This is a genomic window from Methanolobus vulcani, from assembly GCF_900100715.1.
Classification (GTDB): domain Archaea; phylum Halobacteriota; class Methanosarcinia; order Methanosarcinales; family Methanosarcinaceae; genus Methanolobus; species Methanolobus vulcani.
This window is the reverse complement of record NZ_FNCA01000013.1, coordinates 32,234-58,403: the sequence shown is the minus strand read 5'-3', so window position 1 is coordinate 58,403 and position 26,170 is coordinate 32,234. Positions and strand designations below refer to the sequence as shown.

The 26,170-nt window shown below is 40.0% G+C and carries 23 protein-coding genes and 2 tRNA genes; 15 read left to right on the top strand and 10 right to left on the bottom strand.

Going from position 1 to position 26,170, the window contains the following annotated elements; genetic code table 11:
• On the top strand, positions 1 to 1,936 hold a 1,936-nt coding region (locus BLP52_RS13815), incomplete at its 5' end, for a FlaD/FlaE family flagellar protein (protein ID WP_091711070.1).
• Positions 1,937 to 2,012: 76 nt separating this feature from the next.
• On the opposite strand, the gene BLP52_RS13810 is transcribed toward BLP52_RS13815, so the two are convergent.
• From BLP52_RS13810 to BLP52_RS13795, 4 genes are all read right to left on the bottom strand, one after another.
• Positions 2,013 to 2,363, bottom strand: coding sequence for a DUF4870 domain-containing protein (locus tag BLP52_RS13810; RefSeq protein WP_091711069.1), 351 nt, complete (start codon positions 2,361 to 2,363; stop codon positions 2,013 to 2,015).
• 249 nt (positions 2,364 to 2,612) lie between these two features.
• Positions 2,613 to 3,152: a hypothetical protein gene (locus BLP52_RS13805; RefSeq protein ID WP_238380850.1), complete on the bottom strand. Its 540-nt coding sequence runs from the start codon at positions 3,150 to 3,152 to the stop codon at positions 2,613 to 2,615.
• A gap of 121 nt (positions 3,153 to 3,273) precedes the next feature.
• Complete coding sequence (locus BLP52_RS13800; RefSeq protein WP_091711068.1) at positions 3,274 to 3,777, bottom strand: type IV pilin domain-containing protein; 504 nt, start codon at positions 3,775 to 3,777, stop codon at positions 3,274 to 3,276.
• A 26-nt stretch (positions 3,778 to 3,803) separates the two neighbouring features.
• On the bottom strand, positions 3,804 to 4,010 hold the full coding sequence (locus tag BLP52_RS13795) for a DUF5371 family protein (protein ID WP_091711067.1): 207 nt from the start codon (positions 4,008 to 4,010) through the stop codon (positions 3,804 to 3,806).
• A gap of 459 nt (positions 4,011 to 4,469) precedes the next feature.
• Between BLP52_RS13795 and BLP52_RS13790 the strand changes: the two genes are divergently transcribed.
• Genes BLP52_RS13790 through BLP52_RS13780 form a run of 3 tightly spaced genes read left to right on the top strand, consistent with a single transcriptional unit; the run spans position 4,470 to position 6,680 of the window.
• A complete protein-coding gene (locus tag BLP52_RS13790; protein WP_091711066.1) occupies positions 4,470 to 4,748 on the top strand; it encodes an ACT domain-containing protein in 279 nt (92 codons plus the stop codon).
• Positions 4,749 to 4,757: 9 nt separating this feature from the next.
• Positions 4,758 to 6,119, top strand: coding sequence for a PFL family protein (locus BLP52_RS13785; RefSeq protein ID WP_091711065.1), 1,362 nt, complete (start codon positions 4,758 to 4,760; stop codon positions 6,117 to 6,119).
• Between the two features lie 48 nt (positions 6,120 to 6,167).
• On the top strand, positions 6,168 to 6,680 hold the full coding sequence (locus BLP52_RS13780; RefSeq protein ID WP_091711064.1) for a shikimate kinase: 513 nt from the start codon (positions 6,168 to 6,170) through the stop codon (positions 6,678 to 6,680).
• 9 nt (positions 6,681 to 6,689) lie between these two features.
• Here BLP52_RS13780 and BLP52_RS13775 read toward each other — a convergent pair whose 3' ends face one another.
• Positions 6,690 to 7,532, bottom strand: coding sequence for a class I SAM-dependent methyltransferase (locus tag BLP52_RS13775; RefSeq protein ID WP_091711063.1), 843 nt, complete (start codon positions 7,530 to 7,532; stop codon positions 6,690 to 6,692).
• Positions 7,533 to 8,037: 505 nt separating this feature from the next.
• On the opposite strand from BLP52_RS13775, the gene BLP52_RS13770 reads away from it, so the two are divergent.
• The 4 genes from BLP52_RS13770 (at position 8,038) to BLP52_RS13755 (ending at position 15,261) form a co-directional block, all read left to right on the top strand.
• Complete coding sequence (locus BLP52_RS13770) at positions 8,038 to 9,354, top strand: S-layer protein domain-containing protein (protein ID WP_162272996.1); 1,317 nt, start codon at positions 8,038 to 8,040, stop codon at positions 9,352 to 9,354.
• Positions 9,355 to 9,568: 214 nt separating this feature from the next.
• Complete coding sequence (locus BLP52_RS13765; RefSeq protein WP_091711061.1) at positions 9,569 to 9,766, top strand: hypothetical protein; 198 nt, start codon at positions 9,569 to 9,571, stop codon at positions 9,764 to 9,766.
• A 588-nt stretch (positions 9,767 to 10,354) separates the two neighbouring features.
• Positions 10,355 to 14,968 carry a Cache 3/Cache 2 fusion domain-containing protein gene (locus BLP52_RS13760; RefSeq protein ID WP_154717897.1) on the top strand — a complete coding sequence of 1,538 codons (4,614 nt, stop codon included), beginning with the start codon at positions 10,355 to 10,357 and terminating at the stop codon, positions 14,966 to 14,968.
• Between the two features lie 50 nt (positions 14,969 to 15,018).
• The gene (locus tag BLP52_RS13755) at positions 15,019 to 15,261 is read left to right on the top strand and encodes an ATP-binding protein (protein WP_091711060.1); all 243 of its coding nucleotides are present in this window, start codon (positions 15,019 to 15,021) and stop codon (positions 15,259 to 15,261) included.
• 242 nt (positions 15,262 to 15,503) lie between these two features.
• Here the strand turns inward: BLP52_RS13755 and BLP52_RS13750 are convergent, their stop codons facing one another.
• The 3 genes from BLP52_RS13750 to BLP52_RS13740 all read right to left on the bottom strand — a co-directional run bounded on the left by BLP52_RS13750 (position 15,504) and on the right by BLP52_RS13740 (position 17,761).
• On the bottom strand, positions 15,504 to 16,016 hold the full coding sequence (locus BLP52_RS13750) for a hypothetical protein (protein WP_091711059.1): 513 nt from the start codon (positions 16,014 to 16,016) through the stop codon (positions 15,504 to 15,506).
• A 346-nt stretch (positions 16,017 to 16,362) separates the two neighbouring features.
• Positions 16,363 to 16,440 (bottom strand) — tRNA-Glu (locus tag BLP52_RS13745).
• 85 nt (positions 16,441 to 16,525) lie between these two features.
• Positions 16,526 to 17,761 carry a proteasome-activating nucleotidase gene (locus tag BLP52_RS13740; protein WP_091711058.1) on the bottom strand — a complete coding sequence of 412 codons (1,236 nt, stop codon included), beginning with the start codon at positions 17,759 to 17,761 and terminating at the stop codon, positions 16,526 to 16,528.
• Positions 17,762 to 18,360: 599 nt separating this feature from the next.
• Here BLP52_RS13740 and BLP52_RS13735 point away from each other — a divergent pair.
• The 4 genes from BLP52_RS13735 to uvrB all read left to right on the top strand — a co-directional run bounded on the left by BLP52_RS13735 (position 18,361) and on the right by uvrB (position 22,092).
• Entirely contained in the window at positions 18,361 to 19,311 is a 951-nt protein-coding gene (locus tag BLP52_RS13735) for a hypothetical protein (protein WP_091711057.1), read from the top strand.
• A 90-nt stretch (positions 19,312 to 19,401) separates the two neighbouring features.
• Positions 19,402 to 19,638, top strand: a complete 237-nt coding sequence (locus tag BLP52_RS13730; protein ID WP_091711056.1) for a TIGR00304 family membrane protein — start codon at positions 19,402 to 19,404, stop codon at positions 19,636 to 19,638.
• On the top strand, positions 19,638 to 19,961 hold the full coding sequence (locus tag BLP52_RS14620; protein WP_202905797.1) for a TIGR00304 family membrane protein: 324 nt from the start codon (positions 19,638 to 19,640) through the stop codon (positions 19,959 to 19,961). The genes BLP52_RS13730 and BLP52_RS14620 overlap by 1 nt, the downstream gene beginning before the upstream one ends.
• A gap of 148 nt (positions 19,962 to 20,109) precedes the next feature.
• On the top strand, positions 20,110 to 22,092 hold the full coding sequence (uvrB, locus tag BLP52_RS13720) for an excinuclease ABC subunit UvrB (protein ID WP_091711055.1): 1,983 nt from the start codon (positions 20,110 to 20,112) through the stop codon (positions 22,090 to 22,092).
• Between the two features lie 22 nt (positions 22,093 to 22,114).
• On the opposite strand, the gene BLP52_RS13715 is transcribed toward uvrB, so the two are convergent.
• Positions 22,115 to 23,146: an ATP-binding cassette domain-containing protein gene (locus BLP52_RS13715; RefSeq protein WP_091711054.1), complete on the bottom strand. Its 1,032-nt coding sequence runs from the start codon at positions 23,144 to 23,146 to the stop codon at positions 22,115 to 22,117.
• Positions 23,147 to 23,252: 106 nt separating this feature from the next.
• Here BLP52_RS13715 and BLP52_RS13710 point away from each other — a divergent pair.
• The 3 genes from BLP52_RS13710 to BLP52_RS13700 all read left to right on the top strand — a co-directional run bounded on the left by BLP52_RS13710 (position 23,253) and on the right by BLP52_RS13700 (position 25,539).
• A tRNA-Gly gene (locus BLP52_RS13710) sits at positions 23,253 to 23,324 on the top strand.
• Between the two features lie 228 nt (positions 23,325 to 23,552).
• Entirely contained in the window at positions 23,553 to 24,410 is an 858-nt protein-coding gene (locus BLP52_RS13705; protein WP_091711053.1) for a DUF2971 domain-containing protein, read from the top strand.
• Positions 24,411 to 24,963: 553 nt separating this feature from the next.
• Positions 24,964 to 25,539, top strand: a complete 576-nt coding sequence (locus BLP52_RS13700) for a hypothetical protein (RefSeq protein ID WP_091711052.1) — start codon at positions 24,964 to 24,966, stop codon at positions 25,537 to 25,539.
• 132 nt (positions 25,540 to 25,671) lie between these two features.
• Here BLP52_RS13700 and BLP52_RS13695 read toward each other — a convergent pair whose 3' ends face one another.
• Positions 25,672 to 26,112 carry a hypothetical protein gene (locus BLP52_RS13695; protein ID WP_091711051.1) on the bottom strand — a complete coding sequence of 147 codons (441 nt, stop codon included), beginning with the start codon at positions 26,110 to 26,112 and terminating at the stop codon, positions 25,672 to 25,674.
• Positions 26,113 to 26,170 lie beyond the last annotated feature (58 nt).

The window sequence follows — 26,170 nt, the reverse complement described above, 5'->3', positions numbered from 1 at the left end:
CAATCCCTTTGAGCCTACACCTGATACAATTCCTTCTGGCAATCCTTTTGCTTCAGCCGGTGGTCCTGTAGAACCCAATCCCTTTGAATCTACTCATGAGGCTTTCCAGTCTCAAAATCCATTTGGTGTTCAAGTTGCTTCTGATACAGGTTCATTTGAAAATAATAGACACTCACAAAAGCTTCCTGTTAAATTACCAATTGATATGGGTTCATTTAAGAAAAATCTGGAAGGTATTTCTGGCATCACAAAAGGTTTCCTTAAAAATCTAACAAAAGGAAAAAGTCTTATTGAGAGGATGGAAGACATGCGGGAGGAAGTGGATGTTGCCGAATCTGTAAGACACAATGCAGAATCAAAACCGGCAATTACTTCGAATGCTTCACCATTTGATGCTAATCCCTTTGAATTATCGGAAAATACCAATGTGCATGTGAATCCTTTCATGGAAAATGAAGATGATGGGACAGTTAGTGCTATACGTCAGGTAACTCCTATTGAAAATCCAATTCTGGAAATGAGAGAGGAATATCTACTTGATAAGGATGATTTTGGTAATAATGCTTCAATTGATGCATTGTCTGGAAATGGCGAGTTAACTGCAGATGCATCTATTTCTTCTATAGATGCAGAAAATTCTAGCCTTGCAGTTAATGATATGATAACAGATGCAGTTACAAAAGCTAATTCTTCTGATAATATGCCAGGGTCGAATGAGCTATTTATTCAGGATTATGGTCAAGACTCATTTCTGAAACAAACAGAACTTGAAGCTGAAGGTGAAAATGCACTTGAGGTCTCAGCTGTTCCTGACGAGGTTAGTATTCAGGAAAAGACTTCTTCCACATCAGGTATGGAACTCTCCAGAAAGGTGTTCACTAAAGAGTTAAACGACATAAGGACAACTACCAATAAAAAGTTTGAAGATGTGGAAGGTGACCTTGGAGGACTGAAAGAGAGTCTGAGTGATATGAACCTTCACATCTCTTCTATTCATGCTGAAATTGAAGGTTTTTCAAACAAGATATCAGAGATCACTGGGTCTGTAGCTTCTGCTGTCAGTTCAAGTGAAAATATCCTTTCCCAGAGTAATTCTCGTTTTGATGCTGTTGACGGTAAGGTCGCACAGGTAGAAAACAAGATATCTGAGTTTGATTCTTCTATTTCAATGTTGCAGTCTGATAATGTTTCAATGAAGACTGATCTTTCGCAGATAGATGAAAGCATATCTGAACTTGTTGGTTCTTATACAGCTCTTCTTGCTCAGTTGCATGAATCACTACAGGAAAATGAATCAAAATTTGCGGTCCTGGCTGAACTATCATCTAAGATCGATTCATTTGGACCAAGAGTTGAGCTTATTGAAAAGATGCAGGAAGAATCAAGGTCAACATCAAAAGAATTCTCACGCTCAATGTCATCCATGGTTGATAATCTTGGAAAGGTATCTTCTGAGTTCCAGGAGTTCAGGCAGGAAACAGAGGAGAAGAACACTGCTGTGCTGGAAAAGCTCGATTCACTCACAGAATATATGGAAAGCGAATTGAAAAAGCTTGGTGCAAGAAGCTATAAGGGATTTGGGCAGAATGTCCATCTTTCAAACATCGTGAAAAATTCCAGCAATATGAAACTCTGTATGGAATGGCTTGAGTTTCTGATGGAGCTGGTCGGTCGCAACAACCTTCCTGATATATTGTCTTATTATGAAGAACTTGGCTGGATCACTGAAAAAGTCAGGATGGAGCTTCTTCATTATGCCGAAGGTATTGATTTCTATATGGAAAAACCAGACTGGAAACTCACTCCTGATGACCATGTAAAATCCATCTGGTTCATCGAAAGCCTTGCAGGTATGAAGGTTGACAAGAACAGACTTTCTGTAATAGAAAGGGACATCGAGAAAGTTAAGAAAGGCTCAGAGATATATGGGATATAAATTTTAAAAAATAGATGTTTGAGGTCATTAATTGAGCCTCAAACGATAATATCTCTATTAAAAGCATATTGCGATTTTAGAACATTCCTTCCAGCTGATCAGCGTAGTCTGCTAATACTGGTAATCTGTACATTTCACCTGAAAAGGCTTTGAACATAAGGAAAAGCCATAGTACGAATATTGCTAAATACACAAATATTGACAATAATGCGATCAGCCAACCGATAATTGGTATCCATCCAACTATCATAATAAATATGGATAGAACAATAGTCGCAATACATAAAACTGAAGACTGGGCTGCATGGAAGCGTGCAAATGTATTTTCTTTTTCAATAACCAATATAAGTATTCCAGAGACCAAGCCAAAAAGATATGCCAATACTCCGGCAATATTTTCGCTTACTCCTAAGTTAGTTTCGCTCATGGTAATTCTCCGTATAAATATCTACTTTCTTTTAATGATCTTAATATTAATAAAATCCATAAAATTTGGAACTGATATAAATTTATCTATTTTATTCGTTACAATAAATCCATAAAAATAAGTTGATAAGAATAGCTTAGAGATATGTGATATATGGGTTATTTTGATTTTAACCAAAAAAGGAATTAATGCTGTAGAATATTTCTCCACAGCATAATTATTCAGACCACTTCTTATTTTTTGTATGTATTACTCTGCCAGTTCAAAGGTTGCATAGGCCAGAAATACTGTGCTAATAGGTGCAGTTATAAGTACTCCTATTCCAAGGAGGATTATGCCGATCACGTTGAGAACCACTGTTATAACATAAACAATGATACTCTCTACCGGGGCAGTTTTCACAATTTCTATACTTTCTGCAATTGCTTCAATTCCACTGGACCCTTTTATCACGAGCAATGGCATTGAAAACATGAACAAAATGCCTATTATGGTGCTGAGTATTGATGCAATCTCTCCCAATATTCCTGCAATGATCAGATATATGATCATAAATGTCCAGCTTCGGATTATATTGTCTTTTTTGAATCCTTCAAATACATCGCCAATTTCTATTGCTTCTCCTCTTGCACCCTTTACGGCCATTGAGGTGAATCCATAAAATAGAGGTGCTATAGTGACGATCAAAACCGATCCAATTACAGTTATCAAAAGTCCAACAATAAAAGTTACAATATTTTCTTTTACAACATTCCAGGAATTCTTTAATGATAATTCATAGTCCAACATACCACGTCCTGTATATAATAATTTACAATGACGAGTGGATTTGGAAAGTATATATAGTTATCTATAAATGTTTGCAATACAAAAAAAGAAAATTGACGCAAATGCGTCATTGAAATTGTGCTTAGAAGTTAATGTCCATATCTGCAATCATCTGCTGGCTGTTAACATCAATTAATTTAAGGTTCAGCCTTTCACCAGATGCTGCAATTGGGTCTGCTGCATCCGCTGTTGCTACTGCAGTTGTGTCAAGTTGCGAGTCAGCACCGTCATAGAACACATATAATGTTTCGCCTGCTTCAAACTGTTGGTCAGCAGTACTCATTGATGTGTTAAGAGTAATTGTACCCTCTGTAGTACTATTTCCTGATACTGTAACCTTAGTTTTAGCAGATGTTAATGTAACTGCGTCTCCGCCCTGGTGTTCAAGTTTTATTACATTTTCACCGCTAAGAGTTGCCGCACTTGCTCTTAAACTTGCCTGTGGTGCCTGTTCTGGTGGTCCCATGCCGAATACAAACGCTGCGATAACTGCAGCAAGGATGACAGTGATTGCGACCATCAGGATTACGCCGATGACCGGAGATACTGCATCCTCTCCCTTAAGGAATTGGTTTGCTTTGCTCATAATTTGTTCCTCTCTTGTTCAGAAATCTATACTTTTTTCTGCTTTTTTTTCTGGACCACTTTTTCAAGTTTCTTGGTCCACATTTTATCGTCGAGGTCGGTATATTCGCACTCGAGATAATGTTGCACTGCCATACTCAAGGCTTCTTTTGTTGACGACTCATTGCATTTCTTCTTTAAAGCCGCCAGTTCATCTTCCGTGAGTACCGTTTGTGCATGTACAATTTTAACCATTGTATCTCCTGATTGTTTGAATCATCTGATGAACTTAGCCGTTCAAACCATCATCATTATAATCATAATGAAAATTGTATATAAACTTTGTTACCTACTCAAAAGCGTTTTTAGGGATTATCTGACTTTTACAGATCATATTATATATTTATTACAATATATTCTTTTAATGAATATAATGTGCCTGTATAACTCAAAATTTTCCATCAAATGTATGTTTGATTGCTTTTTGATTGTACAAAGCCGGCAAAGAGCTCAGAATGATTTTGTTTTATATATTCCTTTAAGAAGATTTAGCCACTGGCAAATATAGTTTTTCATTGAAATAACATTCAATTTTTTATTCGGCAACGTTCTTCCATCGGCAAAGTCAAAATAGCATTTCATATATTATGCTACTTTATAGTTAGTCAATCATTTTTAACCACATTCAAAAAACCATTTATAGAAGGAAAATCTATGTCATCCAGTCGTTTTATAATTACTGTTATTGGTATCGATAAAGTTGGTATCGTTGCGGGCATCACGCAGACTATGGCGCAGTACAACGTCAATATAGTAGACATAAGCCAGACAATCATGGATGACCTGTTCACCATGATAATGCTGGCACAGATTACAGAAGAAAACTTCGACCTGTCAGCTTTCCAGCAGGCTATGTCTGAAAAAGGTACTGCACTTGGTGTGGAAGTAAAGGTACAGAACGAAGATGCTTTCCGTTTCATGCACAGGATCTGAGGTGGCTCCATGCTTATTCATCCTGAAGAGATCCTTGAAACAATAAAAATGGTGAGTAGCGAGAACCTTGACATAAGGACAGTCACCATGGGTATCAGTCTTCGCGGCTGCAGTCATCCTGATATCGATACTTTCAATGAGAACGTCTATAACCGGATAATGTATTACGCAAAGGACCTCGTAAAAACTACCAATGAAATCCAGAACCTTTACGGTATTCCTATTATCAATAAACGTATTTCTGTAACACCAATAGCTATCGTTGCAGAGAGTTGTGATGCTACTGATCTTACATCTGTAGCCCAGACCCTTGACAGGGCAGCTGAGGATGCAGGTGTTGATTTCATCGGAGGTTTCAGTGCACTTGTTCAGAAAGGCATGACTCCCGGTGATCTTAATCTTATCAACTCTATCCCACGCGCACTTGCTACTACTAATAAAGTATGTTCTTCTGTTAATGTGGCAACCACTAAAGCAGGTATTAACATGGATGCTGTTGCCCTGATGGGCAAGGTCATCAAAGAAACTGCTGAAATGACAAAGGATAATGCCGGAATTGGTTGCGCCAAACTTGTTGTATTTGCCAATGCACCGGAAGACAATCCATTCATGGCAGGCGCCTTCCATGGAGTCGGTGAGCCGGATTGCGTTATAAATGTCGGTGTAAGTGGTCCGGGAGTCGTAAACTCCGCAGTGCGTTCCCTTAAAGACCCTACATTAGGCGACATTTCTGAGTGCATCAAAAAGACTGCTTTTAAGATCACCAGAATGGGTGAGATGGTGGGACGTGAGGCAGCCCGGCGGCTTAATGTCCAGTTTGGAGTGCTTGATCTTTCTCTTGCTCCAACTCCTGCCATAGGTGATAGTGTTGCCGCAATTCTTGAAGCTATGGGTCTGGAAAGTTGCGGGACTCACGGTACAACTGCCGCACTGGCACTCTTAAATGATGCTGTCAAGAAAGGAGGAGCTATGGCATCTTCATCAGTTGGTGGCCTGAGTGGTGCTTTCATTCCGGTCAGTGAGGACGAAGGGATGATAAGAGCGGTTCAGAGAGGTTCCCTGTCATTGGATAAACTGGAAGCTATGACAAGTGTGTGTTCTGTAGGTCTTGATATGATAGCAGTTCCGGGAGATACTTCGTCTTCAACTATCTCCGCTATCATTGCTGATGAAATGGCCATTGGTATGATAAACAAAAAGACAACTGCTGTCAGGGTAATCCCAGCTCCAGACACAAAGGTCGGTGACATGATCGAATTCGGCGGTCTGCTTGGAAGCGCACCTGTAATGCCGGTTCATAATTTCAGTTCCGAACAGTTCATTTCCAGAGGTGGACGCATTCCTGCGCCCATACAATCACTGACTAACTGATGCTAGCTGCTAGTTTATTCTTATTAAAAAAGGAAATGGAATGATCAAATGATTATAACTCTCATCGGCATGCCAGGTGCAGGCAAAAGTTCTGCGGGAATAAAACTTGCTTCCTTACTTGGCTATGAGTTTATAGATACTGATAAATTGGTTATCGATGACTCCGGAAAAGGTTTGCAGGATATAGTTAATGACCTAGGGGACATAGCTTTGCTAAAAGCCGAGGAACAGAGTATCATCAACATGAAGCTCAGGGATAATTGTATCATTGCCACGGGTGGAAGTGTGGTCTACTCGGAAAAAGCAATGAAGTTCCTGAAAGAACACTCAGTTATTGTTTATCTTGATGTCCCTTTTGGAACTATTGTTTACCGTCTGTCAAATGTTGCAACTCGCGGCGTGGTAGGCCTTAAGGAAAAAGGTCTTCGAGGGCTTTATGAAGAGAGGACCGGGCTTTACATATCTTTTGCTGACTACACTATAAAAGTTTTTCGAAACGATAAAGTGATAGGTGTTGTAAAAAAGATAATGAGTGAAGTTATGCCTGAGTCTGACTCCTGATAAATAAGCTCAGTTATCCTGAGTGTTCCACCATATTTTTACACGCTTTGAGCAGGCATCGTAAATATAGTTCCCATTTTCTTTTTGAAGAGTCTTTTCCAGATATTGTTCCAGTATCTTTTTTTGTTCATCACTTTCCAATGAGAAATGACCTGATAGGTTGTCAACTGCTTCGTCAAGTGTCGCATAGTTTTCAGTCCTCCCAATTGTGAAAGTTTCCATATTCGGATGAATTCCCATCTGGTACAGCACATTGAAGAGTACATCACATTTCGGTGTTATGCAATATTCAGTACCGTGCAGTTTTGGCCATATTTCAATAGAGTGTTCATCCCATGATGTGTTTCCTGCAAACCAATAGAGATAGATGTATCCTGAAGCCACTGCAAGCATATCCTCGATAGCTTTGCGGATATCCGGCATTCCCAAAGAGAATGATGCAATTATTACGTCATATGGTCCGTCAAGGTCTTTTTCAACATCAATGTCTTCCCATCTTTTTTTGATAATGCTGATATTGTTTCTGCCATAAGCGGCCATATTTTCTTCCAGGACTTCTATCATGCCGCTTGAAGGTTCCACGGCAGTAACATCTTTCACCTTTTCAGAAATTGGAATTGCAAGTGTTCCTGGTCCTGCACCAATGTCAAGAAGCCTGGATTCTGGAGTAAGGTTCAGGCCACTGATAACATCTCGCGCTCTTTGCTGGTTGTTTCTTAGTGAGATCTCCCAAAACCTTTTAGCACTTTCTTTTTCTTCCCATATTGAAGCACACTCTTTCTTGTTCCCGCTTTCCAGATGTCTTTTCATTTGTTCTATCCAGACATCACTCCAATCTATGTCATCTGTCATTTTTTATCATCTTCATTTGTTTTTTCGGTTCTGATACTTTATATTATTTAAACAGGTATAACGACTGAAACTCTCTGCTTGTTGTATCTATTATCGTTGTAGGTGCTGTTAATATTGCGATTTGTTCCTGTCAGGTTAATGCTCCTTACTCTGAACTTTCAGTGCATTCCGTTATGAATGCCGGGATTTTAAGTGTTATAATTGGTTGAATTATCGTTCTTTTATTTCAGTTATGTTTTGATTATCTTTTTTCTAATTTTTAATCATCTAATGCTAGTTTAGTATTAATATTTGTTTATTTAGTAATACTAAATCAAATAGTTATGTTTTTATCTCATAACATTGTTTGTCATCCTATCATAGTATTACAAAAGTTTATAAAAATCATAATTAATGCAACTTCGTGAAAATAAACAACACCGTAGTTTATTGAAGTTTATGCTTCATAATCCCGGTCTGGAATTAAAATGATGTTTGCATTATGCGATTTTCAGGAGATATTGATATGAAAAAAATAGTACAAATTATGCTTGCATTATTGGTTCTGATGATCTTATCCATGGTGCCGGTCAGTGCAGAGGATGCAACTTACACTATTCGAAGCAGTGTATATGACAACACAGATTCTTCAATAGCAGCAGGTGATTTCTACTGGGATGCAAATAGTTTTTCCGGATTATGGTATCCAATAAAACCTGGTCTTTCAAGTGAACTTCTTTATTTGCACAACAGTGTGAACTCTTCCGAGACAATTCAGCTTGGAGATACTATTAAAGAAGGTGACTTTTACTACATAAGCAAACCACAGAAGAAGAAGACAAAAATAGCTGGTTCAGATGATGGTGGCACTTTTATAGTCGATAACGTTGACCTTGAGTTCTATTATCTAATGGGATTTTTCGGACCTCAGTATTTTGTAATGCCTGATGATCCTTCCGACCCAACACAGGGATGTAAGCCCGATAAGATCGCTAAGATCCTGGTGCAATTTGGAAGCGATGACAAGAAACAGATGTTGTCAGGAGAAGAATGGGAACTTGCAGATGGATGGACATTGGGTGTTGATCAGATAGATGTCGATGGGGAAAAAGTCTGGGTACATCTTAAGAAAGATGGAGTGGAAATCGACAGTGGAGTCGTCAGTTCATCTGCCAATATGACTAACATGGAAAGGACATATCTCTACAAAGACAACGATGATTATCCCGTATTCTATTGTACTGTTGAATCCATATTCAGGGGTACTGACACAGACTTTGCAATTTTCAAATATGCATTCCTCCGCGGTGATCTTACAACTATTGAAAGTGGTGACACCTATGGTATTTTCGATGTTGAAGGATTTGAAGTACCTGCTCTTATGAATTGCGTTGACTATGCAGGCAGTGGAACAGGCACAGTTCTTTATACCGGCGATGATGCTGTTGTTCTTGCCAGTAACAAAGACATAACTTTGAATGGGGATGAACAAATAGATCTCCATGGTGGGCTTTATCTTAAGACCGAAGATACTACTGCACCATGTTTGAAAATGACACTCTGGAAAACTTGCACTATAAAAAGCAAAAGTACAACTACACAAACAGAAACTACTGAAGATGACGTTGTTGTAGTTGATATGGGTGAAGCAGAAGCGGTAGACGAACAGCCGGACAAAACGGAGCCAACAGCAAGTACTGTAGATGAAGAAACAGTTGATGCAGATTTGGAAGAAGAGGTTCCGAATGTTGAAAGTTCAGTCAATGCACCTGGATTTGAGCTGTTATCAGGAGTTATCGGACTGTTCTGTGCAGTTCTTATAATATGGAATAAGCCAAGGTAAGGTTTAAAGGTAGCAGGATATTTTAAAAATATCCTATTCTTTTCGCTTTTTTCACTAACTTTATGTTTGGATTTTATGTGCGATAATTATCTGCTGTTTGAATGCGTATGCTTTCAAGTAATAATTACAAACATTATCAGAAACACTAAATACAATTATCTCTCATACTAGCAAAGCCTAAATGGCCAAGAAATAATAAAGGAGATTAGAAAATATGTTATGGGGATTTTCCGTACTTAAGGACGAGCAGATGAAAGCCATTTCAGAACTTGAAGAAAAAACAGGTGTAACCCTTCTTGCATTTTCAGGCATCAACATTAGTAACGCTGAGCTGACAAAGGAGGATCTTGATGAGATCCAGAAACTGGAGAAGGAACTTGGGCTTTCCCTCGTTGCTGTAAAAGTAGAATAAGTAAACATTTTCTTACATTTCTTTTTTCGTATGGGGCAGGTTATTTCACCTGCTCTCAAATTTGCCTGTATGATGAAAGAGTACAGGATGAAAAGCATATAGGTTGTTTGGTTTTAGATATGTCTTTTTTAATTGTCATTGACGCTGGCAGCAGGCAGTTCCAGATACTCTATAATCTATTTTGGTCATTGCATAATTATTTTCTAAGTATAGTATTATTTATATTTTATTAGATGGATTTATATATTATTCTCTCCTTTTTTTAGAAGAGTGTGTATACTCACAGTTACATGATTTATAGGCGAAATAGGTAAGGTGCTGGATGGTGTTTAGGAGTTTAAGCTTTAATTCCTGTTTGCAGCAGGAGTTGCATCTCTGCAAGTTGGATATTGTCAATAGAATATTTGCAATAAGTTATAATGCATTCTTTAGCATTTTTCACCTATAGCTCCTCATATCTTTAAATACAATTCTAGATCCATAATCAGGAGAATCGGGTTCATGCTATGTTTTACATTGAAACAACAGATGAAATATCAATCTTTGGGTAAAACACTTTCAAATATATTTTTCTCAAAGGGTGGTTAGATGGATTTACATAAAATACGTATCAGTCAGAAAATAATGGCAGTAGCGTTGCTTTTAACAATATTGCCGGTAACGATAGTTGGTTTTTATGCTTATGAGCAAACAGCAGCAGGAACGCTGGCTCAACTGGAAGACAGTTTAGAAGGCCAAATGCTTATTGAAAAAGATTATGTGGACTCTACTTTCTCGCTTGCCCAGGATAAAGTGAATAGTGACCTGGGAGTCGCAAGGTCTCTTTTCTATGCAAAAGGTGATCCGTCAATCGTAGACGGGCAATTGGTATTAGGAGGAGATTATGTTGTCAACGGCAATTATGAGATCGTTGATAACATCAAGAGTATGGTAGGTGGAACAGCTACTGTGTTCCAGGTTGAGAATGGAGAAGCAGTAAGGATCTCTACGAATGTTATTAATGATGCTGGTGAAAGGGCAGTAGGTACTACAGTCTCACAACCGGTCTACGATACAGTTGTCAACAATGCTGAGACTTTCTATGGAAAAGCATGGGTTGTCAATGCCTGGTATCTCACAGCATATGAGCCTATTATGGACAGTTCCGGGAAAATTATAGGAATTCTGTATGTTGGTGTGCTGGAAGATCCTTTCATCAATACTATAAGAGAACATATGGCTCAGATCGTTGTAGGTGAGACTGGTTACGTATACGTAATGGACTCTCAAGGGAATCTGATATTGCATCCGAATATGGAAGGGCAAAATCTTTTCGACCAGGCTTTTGCAAAGGAGATAATTTCCACCAAAGAAGGAACTATTGAATATGATTGGGAAGGTCGGGAGAAGATAGCCAGTTTCACTTATTACGAGCCAAATGACTGGTATATAGTTTCAAGCAGTTATGTTGAAGAATTTGAAGGTCCGCTCATGGCTATCAAAAACAGTTTGATAGTTGCGGTTCTTATATTCATCATCCTGGGTGCACTGGCTGCTTTCTTTTTAAGCAGGTCGATATCAGGCGGGATCGGGAAGATAGTTACTGACTTTGAGGATATGGCCAATGCCACAATGATGGGTCAACTTGACAGAAGAGCAAACACTGATGTGGGTATTGATTTCGAGGCTATTCCTCGGGGTTTTAACCAGGTTCTTGATGCGGTTATTATGCCATTGAACGTTGCCGCTGAATATGTTGATCGTATTTCCAAAGGTGATATTCCTCCTCATATTACTGATGAATATCATGGTGATTTTAATGAGATCAAGAACAACATGAATCAGTGTATTGATTCGATAACTGCCCTTGTTTCTGATGCTAATCTGCTTTCTGCAGCTGCAGTCGAAGGCAAGCTTGATGTTCGTGCCGACGCTTCAAAACATAATGGTGATTATCGTGCTATCATCACTGGTGTTAATGATACTCTTGATGCCGTTATAGGTCCGCTTAATGTGGCAGCGGAGTATGTCGATCGTATTGCTCATGGTGATGTTCCTCCAAGAATAACTGAAACTTATTATGGTGACTTCAATGAGATCAAGAACAACCTCAATGGTTGTATTGATGCTATCAACGCACTGATCAAGGATGCTAATCTGCTTTCTGCAGCAGCTGTTGAAGGAAAACTTGATGTTCGTGCCGACGCTTCAAAGCATAATGGTGATTATCGTTCGATCATTAATGGTGTTAATGATACCCTTGATGCTGTAATTAATCCTCTTAATGTGGCAGCAGAATATATAGATCGTATTTCTCATGGTGACATTCCTTCGCATATCACTGATGATTATAGTGGTGATTTCAGCGAGATCAAGAATAACCTTAATGGCTGTATTGATGCTATCAACGCACTTGTCTCTGATGCCAACCTGCTTTCAGCCGCTGCTGTCGATGGTAAACTTGATGTTCGTGCCAATGCTTCAAGACACGATGGTGATTACCGTTCGATCATTAATGGTGTTAATGATACCCTTGATGCTGTGATCAGTCCTCTTAATGTGGCAGCAGAATACATTGATCGTATTGCTCATGGAGATATTCCTCCTCATATCAGTGATGATTACAACGGTGATTTCAATGAGATCAAGGATAATCTTAATGGCTGTATTGACGCGATAAATGAGCTTGTTTCTGATGCTAATCTGCTTTCAGAAGCGGCTGTAGATGGTAAACTTGATGTTCGTGCCGACGCTTCAAAACATAACGGTGATTATCGTGCTATTATTGATGGTGTGAACGACACTCTTGATTCTGTGATCAGCCCACTTAATGTGGCGGCAGAGTATGTTGACCGTATTGCTCACGGTGATATTCCTCCACACATTACTGATGATTACAGTGGTGATTTCAATGAGATCAAAAGTAACCTCAATGGCTGTATTGATGCTATCAATGCCCTTGTTTCTGATGCCAATATGCTCTCTGAGGCCGCAGTTGCCGGTAAACTTGATGTCCGTGCCGATGCTTCAAATCATTACGGCGACTATTGCACTATCATCACTGGTGTTAATGATACCCTTGATGCTGTGATAGATCCTTTGAATGTCGCTGCTGAGTATGTTGACCGTATTGCTCACGGTGATATTCCTCCACACATTACTGATGATTATAGCGGTGATTTCAATGAGATCAAAAGTAACCTCAATGGCTGTATTGATGCTATCAATGCACTCATTTCTGATTCTAACATGCTTTCAGCCGCTGCTGTCGATGGTCAACTGGATGTCCGTGCTGATGCTTCAAAGCACGACGGTGATTATCGTGTAATCATTGAGGGTGTGAACAATACTCTTGATGCTGTCATTGATCCACTTAATGTGGCAGCGGAGTATGTTGATCGTATCGCTCATGGTGACATTCCTCAAGAGATCACTGATGATTATAGTGGCGATTTCAATAAGATCAAAAATAATCTTAACATGTGCATAGCTGCTATCAATGCTCTGATCAGTGATGTCAATATGCTGTCAGCAGCCACCATTGAAGGCAGGCTTGATGTCCGTGCCGATGTTTCCAGACACCAGGGTGATTACGGGACAATTGTGGAAGGTGTGAACAATACTCTTGAAGCTGTGATCTGTCCTCTGAATGTCACAGCTGAATACTTTGACAGGATCTCAAAGGGCGATATACCTCCGATCATTACTGATGTTTATTGTGGTGATTTTAATACCATCAAGAACAATCTGAATACCTGTATCGAAGCTATCAATAATCTTGTTGAGGATGCTGATATGCTGGCCCGGGCAGGAGTGAACGGACAGCTTGATGTCCGTGCCGATACTTCAAGGCACCAGGGTGATTATCTGAAGATCGTGGATGGCTTCAACAACTGTCTGGATACCGTTGTTGATCCTGTGAATGAGGCTTCCCGTGTGATTACTGCTTATTCGCAGGGAGATCTTGATACTAGGATTAGAATTTCTACTAAAGGTGATTTCAGGGTTCTGAGTGATACTCTGGATGGTTTTGGTGACACACTGCAGGGAATTATTGAAGATTCATGCGAGGTTCTGGAGTCTATTGCTTCCAATGACCTGACAAGAGAAGTAAGGGTGCATGGCGTTGGTGATTTCATGGAGCTTACCGGGGGCGTTGAGAAATGCAGGCATTCTTTGAATGATATTGTTGCTCTTGTAACTGAGAATGCAGAATCTATAGCTTACACTTCTCAGGAAATGTCTGCTGTTACTGAGCAGCTCTCATCCAGTGCTGACCAGATCACCAATACTGTGAATGAGATCTCAATGGGTACGCAGCTCCAAGCTAGTAAGGCTCAGGATGTTTCCAGTGCAATGGTCGATATGAGTCGTATGGTTCAGGAAGTCGCTATTAATTCGGAGATGGCTTCCAAGAATGCGGTTGATTCGAATGCTCTTATACAGAGTCTTGGTGACATGTCAGAGGACCTGATGCATATGATGGAAAGTATCAAGTCTGCTGTGGGTGATTCTTCAAGTGTGATTACTGATCTTGATGTCAAGTCAAACAGGATAGGTGAGATCGTGAATCTTATTACAAGCATTGCGGATCAGACCAACCTGCTTGCTCTTAATGCTGCTATTGAAGCTGCAAGGGCAGGAGACCATGGTCGTGGATTTGCGGTTGTTGCTGATGAGGTGCGTAAGCTTGCCGAGGATTCAGGTAATGCTGCAAAGCAGATCTCAGAACTTATTGTCCAGATGCAGAGTGGTACTAAGAATGCTGTGAATTCTATGCAGAGAGGTTCTGAAGAGGTGCATAAGGGTGCAGAGTCCCTTGGTAATTCTGTGAAAGCAATAAGTGATGTTGTTGAAGCTGGAAACACTATTGTAAAGATGGTTCAGGAGATTGCCGAAGCTACTGAGGAACAATCCGCTTCTATTGAGGAGGTAAATTCCTCTGTAAATGAGGTTTCTACAATTTCCGAGCAGTCTGCAGCAGGTGCTCAAGAGGCCTCTGCTTCAGTTCAGGAACAGACTGCTTCCATGCAGGAACTCTCACACTCGGCTCAGGAGCTTGCGGAGGTTGCTTCAAGAATGCAACTTGTTGTGTCCAAATTCAAACTGGATGGCAGCGTTTCAATTGTCAATGATGAACCTGTAGATGATTTGAAAGATTCCTTCTCTTCTTCCTCATCCGGAAAATTGCATCCTGATATTTCTAATGATGCACTGATTTAATTCGGTGGAATTTGAGAACTGGTTGGAGAATCGCAGCCCTGTAACAAGGGCTGCATCTTATTTTTTATGGATTTTTTCTTCTGGCAAATACGTCGAATACAAGAAAGTACGGAAGCACCGGTCTGGGACTCACGCTTGTAAAGTGGTTTGTTGAAATGCATAACGGAAGTATCCATGTTGAGAGTAAGGAAGGAGCAGGAAGCACCTTTACATTCACAATAGAAGACCAAGGTGTCTGCGGACAGATGAAGCAATATATGGGAGAAGTGGATGAGGAGTCGGCGGGGTGTTGAGGGTGAATGCGGATTTGTTTTTGTAATTAAATCTTGATACTGCTGTTTTTGTTGAGTATCTGCTTAGTGAATACTCTCTAATTTTGAACGATGGCAGAATACTGCAAAAGAAGCGGCGTTTATTTTTGGAGAATTTGAGAGACCCACTTGATAGCTTCCGGACAAGGGTGTTTTGGAGTACGAAATTATTCTTACAAAAAAGAAATTCATAAATTACTTTTGCATGATTGTAGTAACGTGGTTTATGAACTGTAAAGATTCTTGTAGCATATTATCATAATAACTACTCCGGCGATTACTAATAATGTACTTATTATAAGAAGTAAATCCCATCCCCAAAATAGAATTCCAGTAGCAATACCTGAAAATAAGATTAGTGATGTGAACATAAATAGAACGATTACAGCATGGTTTATTATATTCCTTTGGACTGTTTTGTATAATTCATCTACGTTTGTTTTCAACTCACTTCCAGTCAAACTATAATAATTCCTATTTTTTATCGTAAATGAGAACGATTGGAATGGAAGTACTGAAATGAATAATAGTGCATAAATTAAAAGAATGCAAATCATGAATATTCTTATAGTCCATGTTGCTTCAATTTTGAGATTGTAATATTGTACAATTGATATGTAAAATCCTGATAGAATAATTGCATATTCTGCAAGTTTATAAGTTCTTTCTCTTAAATTTTCATCTTTAGTTTCTAATTCTACCTTGATTTTGTTGAGGTGATCATCAGAATTGCACATTTATTCATCTCTCTTAGATTGTTGGATGCATGAATTATTGCGAGTTTGTATTTTCTTCTATAAATTTCTATATATTTAACTATAATTCTTAATTCGGGCATTTACAAAATGCCCTAGTTCTGCATCCGGCATATATCGAAGTCAAAAAGTAGTAACCCATCAGCCTGCAATCTCGCAACCATAGAAAGACTGAGGGCAAAGGATAGCCAACAAACAGTGCTTTCTCATACTTAGTAACTAATAATTTTACTTCTAGAATACATGCAAATATGGGTATAGTATCAAACTAATCAAAATTATAAAAAGAGTAAACTCTCAGAACTTAATATTTATCAAAAAATTAGAGTGGTGCTCCGATGGGGATTCGAACCCCAGTCGCAGGAGTGAGAGTCCTGCATGATTGGCCGTGCTACACTATCGGAGCAATCTGCTTTGCTTGTCAGCACCCTTGAAAGTCACTCAAAGCATATTAACCTTTCGTTTGGTGAAAAAGGGTGTATGTTTGCGATTTATGCAAACATACTGTATGGGGAGGTCTGTTCTTCTTCCTCGGAAACGACTTTCTCATATGCATCAAGGAGGTCCTGCATGGTAATGCTTTCTCCACGTCTTCTGAGGACGAACATTCCGGCTTCCTTTGTGATGATCTTAATATCTGCGCCGCTGAGACCATTTGTCATCTTTGCGAGTTTCTCAAAGTCCACATTCTCTGCCATATTCATCTTGCGGGTGTGGATCTTGAATATCTCCAGACGTCCCTTCTCATCAGGAAGTGGAACCTCGATAACACGGTCGAACCTTCCCGGACGAAGCAGTGCAGGGTCAAGCAGATCAATTCTGTTAGTTGCAGCAATGACCTTGACGTTCTTGGTTGCGTCAAAACCGTCCATCTCGGCAAGGAGCTGAAGCATAGTACGGTTCACTTCTGCGGAACCTGTGGTACCGTCATGTGTACGCATACCGCCCACTGCATCTATCTCATCAATAAAAAGGATTGATGGGGACTTGTCGCGAGCCATCTGGAACACGTCCTTCACAAGGCGTGCACCTTCTCCTACGAACTTCTGCACAAGGTCAGAGCCTGACATCCTGATGAATGTGGCGTTTGCCCTTGAAGCAACAGCTTTCGCAATAAGTGTCTTACCTGTTCCGGGTGCACCGTACATCAGCACACCAGTTGGAGGCTCAATTCCTATCTTCTCGAAGAGTTCAGGCTCCACAAGTGGAAGTTCTACAGATTCGATGACCTCTTTCAGAACATCATCCAGTCCGCCTATCATATCATAGTCGATTCCCGGGGAGTTAATAAGCTCCATAACCTGGGCGCGTACGTCCGCAGCTCTGGAGATAATCGATATTATAGAGAATGCGGCATTCACACAGACTCTCATACCTGCCTCGACATTAAGGTTGGCTGGTACCCTAGTCACAACTTCCTGATTGTTCCCATGTTGTCTGATAAGTGCCTGGCCGTTGTCAACTTCCATGACCGTGGCTATGAAAAGTGGAGGAGTGGTGAGCTGCTCGATCTGTCTTTTGAGCTTGCTTGTTTCTTCAAGATAATTGTTTGCCAGCATACTTGCTTCAAGCAACTTTGCTCGCATGTTTTCGTTATTGACTTTAAGTAATTCTATTTCGTGGAGTAGGGACTCCACATCTTTTTCGTCAAGAGTATTGGACTCTATCTGAGTCTTAATCTTTGAACTAATATTGTCAATTGGTGATTCAGCACTACTATTTGACATAGGGGCTAAGTATGGGTATCATTGGATATAAATGCGACTGCACTAGTGCATTGCGCTTTTGTTCGCAGCATCTTTATTTTTGTTTAGGTGGGCTATATGGTAAAAATGCTCTTTTCAGTATTTCACAAAAAACAGCTTTTGTGTTATTATCTATTTTTATTCTCTGAAAAAAGCATTAATATTGCTTTTATTGTGGTAAAATCAGCTTAAAATCTGTATTTAATTTCTTCCTACACATTATTACTGTTTAATTTGACAAAAAACGAAATATTTATCTATCATTATTGCAGTTGTTGTATTGTAGGCGAATTGTGTGACTCGTCTTTTGTCTGTGTTAATCGTTTTAATTTTCAAACAAAGCTCTATTAAGGCTTTGATTTGCTTTAAAACAAATCCAGACATATTATTAGAGCAAATATTTATATAATATTAAAACCATGTAAGTATTGTGAAGCACAGAGAAACAATGTGTTCCTGATGTATTCACACGATAACGGATCAAGATTAAATGAGCAACACCATGAGTCTGAGGGGATAAATGGTTTTGTGAATCCATCAATATCTGAGGGGATGAATGGATCCGCAAAGAGGCAAAAAGGATGAAGGTTCGGCTTGAGATCATCAACGACGATGGAACTAAAATATCAAACGCCGAGTTCGAGATTGCTGACAGGCGCCGCCTGCTTGCATACTTGGACCTATATGACGAGACTAGAACTATTCCCGAACCTTCATCCAATTCATCTAATATGATGCAGAATGCATCACTTCCTACTACTACTACTAATTCTCAGGTCAATGTTGCTGGACCGAATGCATACCAATCACAATTTGTGCAGCAGCAACCACCTATGATCTCTCAGCAGCCAGCACAGCATGCAGATCAGTCACAGCAGTACTCGCAACAGTATTCTCAGTTGCCGGTTCAGCAAACGCAGATGCATGCACAGCCTGTGTTGCCACAGACACAACAGTTCAGGCAGGCCTATGTGCCACAGCCAGGACTGAGTTCTGTTCCAAACACAATAACTGATTATCAATTGCCGCCGCAATATATACAACCCAACCTACCTCCTGTGGGGGTCCAGCAATATGGGTATGGGCAGCCGACACCACCAATGTCATCTACGGTCCGCCAAACAATGAATCCTAACCAACAGATGATGTCGGCTGTACCTCCTATTGAAGCACCTGCACAGGTTCAGCGTCAGGCACCTTCGCAGCGCAAGGTTCCTTCACTTCATGCCAGGATGAATGACAGTTCATTGACGATCAATGAGCGTCTGGAACTCTTCCTTAAGTATGAATATCCAAGGATATGGTTCTCATCACAGGACATACAGAAGCAGTACGAGCGCATATACGGCGAGATAAAACAGAGTACAGTGTCTACATATCTATCACGTATGTTCCGCAAGAATATTCTTGCACGTAGAGGAAACAGGACACAGCGCGAATATCGCTATGTTGCAGACGAGCTTGAACCGGAATCTGATCTTCGCATTGACCAGATGGCATCAATGCCTCAGGATTACAGGTTCCAGTACTAACTTTTTTTTGATATGGGATTCTCGATTACCTTATAGTTTCTCTGAAAATCACTGTTACTTATTTAACAGACTTTTTACATACAGATTCTCATGCGTTCACCACAGGATCTCTCACAATTGGGTTCACTACTTGTATTCATTGGATTTTTTCTTGTTCTTGCAGGTGCAATAGTTTCTTCTTTCAATAGCAGTGGCAGTTTCGGTGGTCTCATAATGATAGGTCCGATCCCCATCGCATTCGGCTCATCTCCTGAGATTACCTCATCCATGCTCTGGGCAGGTGTCCTGATAGCTGTGATCTATCTGCTTGCAAGGAGGAAATTGTGATGCCTGGTGCCAGTTTGATTATACTGGGAATGCTGATGATAGTTGCAGGTTTTGTATTGATCTTTGTTTCAGGTGTATCTAAATCCCAAAATCCTATAAAAAGGGATGAACACACTTTAAATCCAAATTCAATGCATTATGGGTCTTCAAATAATAGTGGTAGCAATGGGTCAGTTTCTGATAAAACAGAAGTAAGAGGTGGAGGTATTATTATGTTAGGGCCAATTCCAATTATAATTGGTTCAGACAATAAAAGTGCTCAGACGCTGATGATACTGGCAATTATGCTGATGCTGTTATATTTCCTGATATTCTCCCGGTGATTTCATGGAATTATCCCGCGGAATTCCTGTGAATTGTGTGGTGAGGTAGTGATATTGTTAACTGGTGAAATGCTGTTTTTTTAGGTGAAATACGCATGCACTTCAACTGTGAATACGTTTATAGGCTTTCGGTTCAATACAGATAGTGATGCGTCCTTTCAAACTAGTTTCTGAATACAGTCCGAAGGGTGATCAGCCCAAGGCAATTTCCCAGCTAACCGAAGGTATGCTGGCAGGAAAGAAACACCAGACACTACTTGGTGTGACAGGTTCGGGAAAGACCTTCACAGTAGCCAATGTCATACAGAACGTGCAGAAACCAACCCTTGTTATAGCTCACAATAAAACCCTTGCTGCACAGCTCTTTTCTGAGTTCAGGGAGTTCTTCCCTGATAATGCCGTTGAGTATTTTGTCAGTTATTATGATTATTACCAGCCTGAGGCTTATCTGCCTACAACTGATACTTATATCGAAAAGGATGCATCGATCAATGAAGAGATAGACAGGCTGAGACTTTCAGCAACCAAGTCTTTACTGGAACGTAAAGATGTAATTGTAGTTTCCAGTGTGTCCTGTATCTACAACCTTGGTTCACCTGACGAATGGAGGGCTATGTCGGTCATGCTGACTCCCGGAATGGAGATTGACAGGCCGGCTTTCCTTGAGTCGCTGATCAATATTCAATACGAGAGAAATGACGTTGATTTCACCCAGGGTACTTTTCGCTTGCGAGGGGATACCATTGAGATCTTTCCGGCACAGGAGAAAGATGGAATCAGGATAGAGCTTTTTGGTGATGAGATAGACCGGATCGCTTATTTTGACACTGTTACCGGAAAAGTGCTGGAGGAAGTGCTTCAGGGGGAGACAATTGGTATTTATCCAGCAAAACACTTCGTCATGCCGGAAGAGTACATTGACAAGGCTCTGGGTACGATTGAAGCTGAACTTCATGACAGGCTGGCTGTGCTGAGGTCTGAGAATCGTTTGCTTGAGGCTCAGAGGCTGGAACAGAGAACCAAGTTTGACATGGAAATGATCCGTGAGCTTGGTTATTGCAGCGGTATTGAGAATTACTCCCGGCACTTTGACGGCCGCCGTCCCGGCGAGCCTCCATCTTCCCTGCTTAATTTCTTCCCTGATGATTATCTTCTGGTCATTGATGAATCACATGTGACCATCCCGCAGATTCGTGGAATGCACAACGGTGACAGAGCAAGAAAACAATCTCTGGTAGAGTATGGTTTCAGATTGCCTTCAGCTCTTGATAACAGGCCACTTCGTTATGATGAGTTTGAAAGAAGACTTGACAATGTTATTTATGTTTCTGCAACACCTGCGGAGTATGAGATTGAGAAAAGCAAGGCCGTGGTGGAGCAGATCATTCGTCCAACCGGTCTTGTTGATCCTGAAATTACTGTAAGGCCGGTTGAGAATCAGGTGGATGACCTTATCGGTGAGATCCGTAAGGTTACTGCAAAAGGATTCAGGACTCTTGTAACAACGCTGACCAAGAGAATGTCCGAGGATCTGACGGAATATCTTCTGGAACTTGGTATCAGGGTGCGTTATATGCACTCGGACATTGATACTCTTGAGCGTGCGGAGATTGTCAGGGATCTGAGAAAAGGTGAGTTCGATGTGCTTATTGGTATCAACCTGCTGCGTGAGGGACTTGATATCCCGGAGGTTGCTTTTGTTGCGATACTGGATGCTGATAAGGAGGGTTTTCTTCGTTCAGAGCGTTCACTTATCCAGACCATTGGCCGTGCTTCAAGGAACTCAGAAGGACGTGTCATTCTTTATGCTGATAATATGACAGGTTCCATGGAGCGTGCTATCAATGAAACAGAGAGGCGTCGCAAGCTCCAGATGGAGTTCAATGAGGAGCATGGTATTACTCCTACCACAATTCGCAAAGCTCTGCAAAAAGAGCTTGTTGAGGGTGAGAAATACAAACCTACTTCCGGTGTTCTGGCAATTGCTGAAGATGCATCGGCGCGTGAGATCAAAGATATTATCATTGACCTTGAGGCTGATATGCACCTTGCTGCCAAGAATCTTGAATTTGAGAGGGCGGCGGAACTTCGCGACAGGATAAAGGAACTTCGGGAAGAGTATTCTTTGTGATGACTTCTATGATCTGAATCGGTTATCTGGCATTGCGGCTCATACGCCTTATGCCGCGCCTTCTTTTACGGTCATCAGGACCTGAGTATCTGATGTTCTTGCCGGTGTGGTGAAGGAAAACGTCGTCAAGGGTTGGTTTTCTCAGGCTGACGGATTCGATGTGAAGATTCAGGTCGGTGCTTATCTTCATGAGTTCCGGTATTGTTCTTTCACCGTCAGTGGCGGTTATTCGGATTGATGTTCCGGTGGTGCTTATTTCATTTGTGTCGGGGTTGTGATTGTTGTGATTCTTGTAGTGTTCCACCATTTTTGTGGCTTCATCCTCGTTGCTGAAGTTGAGGGTTATGATATCTCCACCGAGTTCTGCTTTTAGTTCCTGGGGAGTTCCTTCGGCGATTATCTCACCGTGGTCGATGATGGCGATACGGTTGCAGAGCATGTCAGCTTCTTCCATGTAGTGGGTGGTGAGGATCATGGTGATGTTCTTTTCCTGGTTGAGCTTTTTGATGTATTCCCAGATGTGGTTCCTTGTCTGGGGATCAAGTCCAAGGGTTGGTTCGTCAAGGAAGAGTACGTTTGGATGATGCATGAGTCCTCTTGCAATCTCAAGCCTGCGCATCATTCCGCCGGAATACTTCTGCACCACCTCGTCAGCCCAGTCGTTGAGCTCTACGAGTTTGAGTACTTCATGGATGCGCTTATGGCGTTCTTTCTTCCCGAGTCCGTAGAGCCTTCCATGAATGTCAAGGTTCTCGCGCCCGGTGAGTTTCTGGTCAAGGGTGGTGCCCTGGAACACTACTCCTATGGACATGCGAACTTCTGTTGGCTCATTCCTGATGTCGTGTCCCCAGACTCGAGCTGTTCCTTCAGTTGGCCTGAGCATTGTGGCGAGTATCCCTATGAGTGTCGATTTCCCTGCCCCATTGGGCCCAAGCAAGCCGAATAGCTCTCCTTTATTGACTGTAATGTTGATGCCTCTTACTGCTTTTACCTGCTCGTAGTGTTTGCTTATTCCTTCGGTGCGGATCGCTTCGTCTGAGTGTTCCTGTTCCATCCGATATTAGTGAATGACTTCTGCCTTTAAATACAATTCCAGATTATTATTCATTATCAGGCGAAAAGATTATATCTTAACAAACAGTGTATTGGATGTTCAAACTGCGCTGGTGGTTTAGCGGCTATGACTGAGGCCTTCCAAGCCTTAAACCCGGGTTCGAATCCCGGTCGGCGCACTCAACTTTTTTTTCTTGAAATTAAGTTTGCTTACAATACTTTGTTTTTTGTTTTAAGGGCGGGAAGTTTACATCAAATGGCTTAGGGGAGATTCATTAAAGAAAAAGACCTGGGCTAATAATTACCTGGAATTTGATCCGGAATGAATGAGGAAAGAGTATCTTTCCTGTGTTCCGGAATTATTCTTTTAGAAAAAAATATAGCTTAACAAAATAAAATAACATATAATGAAGGAAGACGATTTTCTCTTTTACAAATATAGACCAATAACAAATCACACATTAGATTCTCTGGAAAAACAAGAGTTGTATTTTAGTTATCCAACTGAATTCAACGATCCTTTTGATTGTAGATATGATGTATATTGGAGAGGTACTAAAGAAGAATGGCATGAATTTCTATACAAATACCATTCAAAAAATATGTTGATAAATGACTCCACCATTAAAACATGGATAAAAGAAGGCAAATTAAAGAAAAAAGGTAAAGAGCTACTACTGTTACCTGGAAAAAACGTATTAACAAATAACATAAACAATATCTATCCTAAAATATGCTGCTTTACTAAGGAAAATAATAACATATTAATGTGGAGTCATTATGCAAACCAGCATAAAGGCATATGTTTATGTTTTAAGACAAAATTGAATATGGATGCTTTCTACTTAAGATTGAAATCTGAAGATGCACATTTAATACCAGTTAAATATAAAGATGAAATGCCGCAAAAAGTGAATTTATTAACAAATAAAGATCCACATAATACGGCTGCTTTTCTGTTTACAAAACATACATCATGGGGTTATGAAAAAGAATACCGTACATTGATATGGCCAAGTAAATCCAACAATAATAAATTTGAGATTTTTGAAAAAGAAGCATTGAATGGTATTATATTCGGTATTAAAACAGCATATGAAGACATGGTAAAAGTGTACAATATTATAGATAAAAACTATCATGACAATGGTTTAAAAATCAATTTTTACAAAGCAAGTATGATAAAAGGAAAGTATGAGATTAATATAAAGCCAATATATGATTTTGATAAATTCTTGAAAAATTACGATTCTAAATTCAAATAACCAATTTTACTCATACATCTTTAAAATTAGAATCCATCCTGATTTCATACGTCGAACAATCCTTCGGTATAAGGAGCATAGGGGGAGTTATTCACCCTTAAACCTGAAGCTTTCAAATTATCCAATTAGGTTAATTTTGTTTATCCTGGATCTTTCTGTAGCTGCTCTGATCAGCTCATCCGGAACAATTGAAAACACCTACAAGAAAAACAGTTCAAATTAAGTTGCTTTTGTGAATAAAATAGTACAACTGTTCAATATGGACAATTACACATTAACATACTTCATCTAACATGACTTCTCTTTCTTTTATCTCATCTGAATAGATCAGGAATATGGAAGTAAGGCCACATCCCAGGGTAAAACCTACCAGGAACATAAAGAGAATTGCTTTAACATATTAGGCGTGGTTGGGGAAGCCTTCTTAGCAAGTGACAACAGTAATATAATAAGGATTACACATTTATTATTAGATATTAGATTTGCAAGTACATTTGTATCTAAATATTATTAATGAGGGAATATGATGAAATATCTACACACTTTTTTTATTATGATATTACTTGTTGCAGTTCTCGTTTCCGGATGTGCAGGGAACGATGAGGCAACAAGCGGTGTTGATCAGGTAACTCAGGATCAAAATTCAATGAATGGGACCAATACTACTGAACCACAGAATCAGTCTAATCTCACTGGATTAGTGAATGAGTCCAATACTACTGAATCATTGAATGGGTCTAATCTCACTGAATCAATGGGTGAAGTGGAAATTGAAAATGAATCTAATGACACCAAAATAGATCGTTTTGAATTGTACAATGGCTCTGTTAGTGATGGTGACGGTTATCAGATAAATGATTATGTCCTTGACATCACAAATGCTATCCCTGATACAGGAACTGCTTCATTTGAAGTGTATAATAACGGTACAAAAGTCGATTCTTTCATCATAAATGAAGGTGAGCATTACGCATTTAATTTTGAAGATGCTTCAACAATAGAAGTCGCTCTCATGTCTGTAAAAAGTGGTGTTTTTCCAGTAGTTCAGATATCTATAATAGTTACTGATTATGACCGGAATGGGATATATAAGAGCGGTGTAATTGATGGAGGGCATGAATACGCATAGTATTCCTCTCCATTTTCAAATATTTATGTTCAATAATATGAATGATAATCTATAAACTGCATTTTTTATTATCTCAACTACATAAGGGCAGCAGCTTCAAACAAGCATGGGGCTATGTACTTCTCATTTTACTCATGGAACAGAGCACCAGTTCCCCACAACAATAGATGACGTAACCAAACATATAAGGCAGGTCAGGAGATTTGCCAGCCTGAGCTCATACGAGCTAATGATCCTATAGAACATGGATTCACTTATCAGGTTGAGCCAGTACATTATCAGAACCGGCAGGGAAACAAAATACAGGATTCCAGACAGGGATAATTTGAATGGTTTTCGCAGGTCGCTGTGCAGACTCAGCATTAACTCTTCCATGCTTTTTTTACAGCATAGCAGTGCATTATATGATGAACTGACATTCCTGTTATTTGCAGTTCCGTTTTTCATAGCAGGAAGAATTCTGACGATCAATTGCGGATTTCTTATAACTGGTTCAATAAGAGGGATCTTGTTATCTACTGCAAAATAACTCAGGGTTTGTTGTGCTTCCGATGCTTTGTTTGTCAGCCACAAGTACAACAGGCAATCAAAGTTTGTAGAATAAGTTTCCGCAAACTCGTTATATATTGAT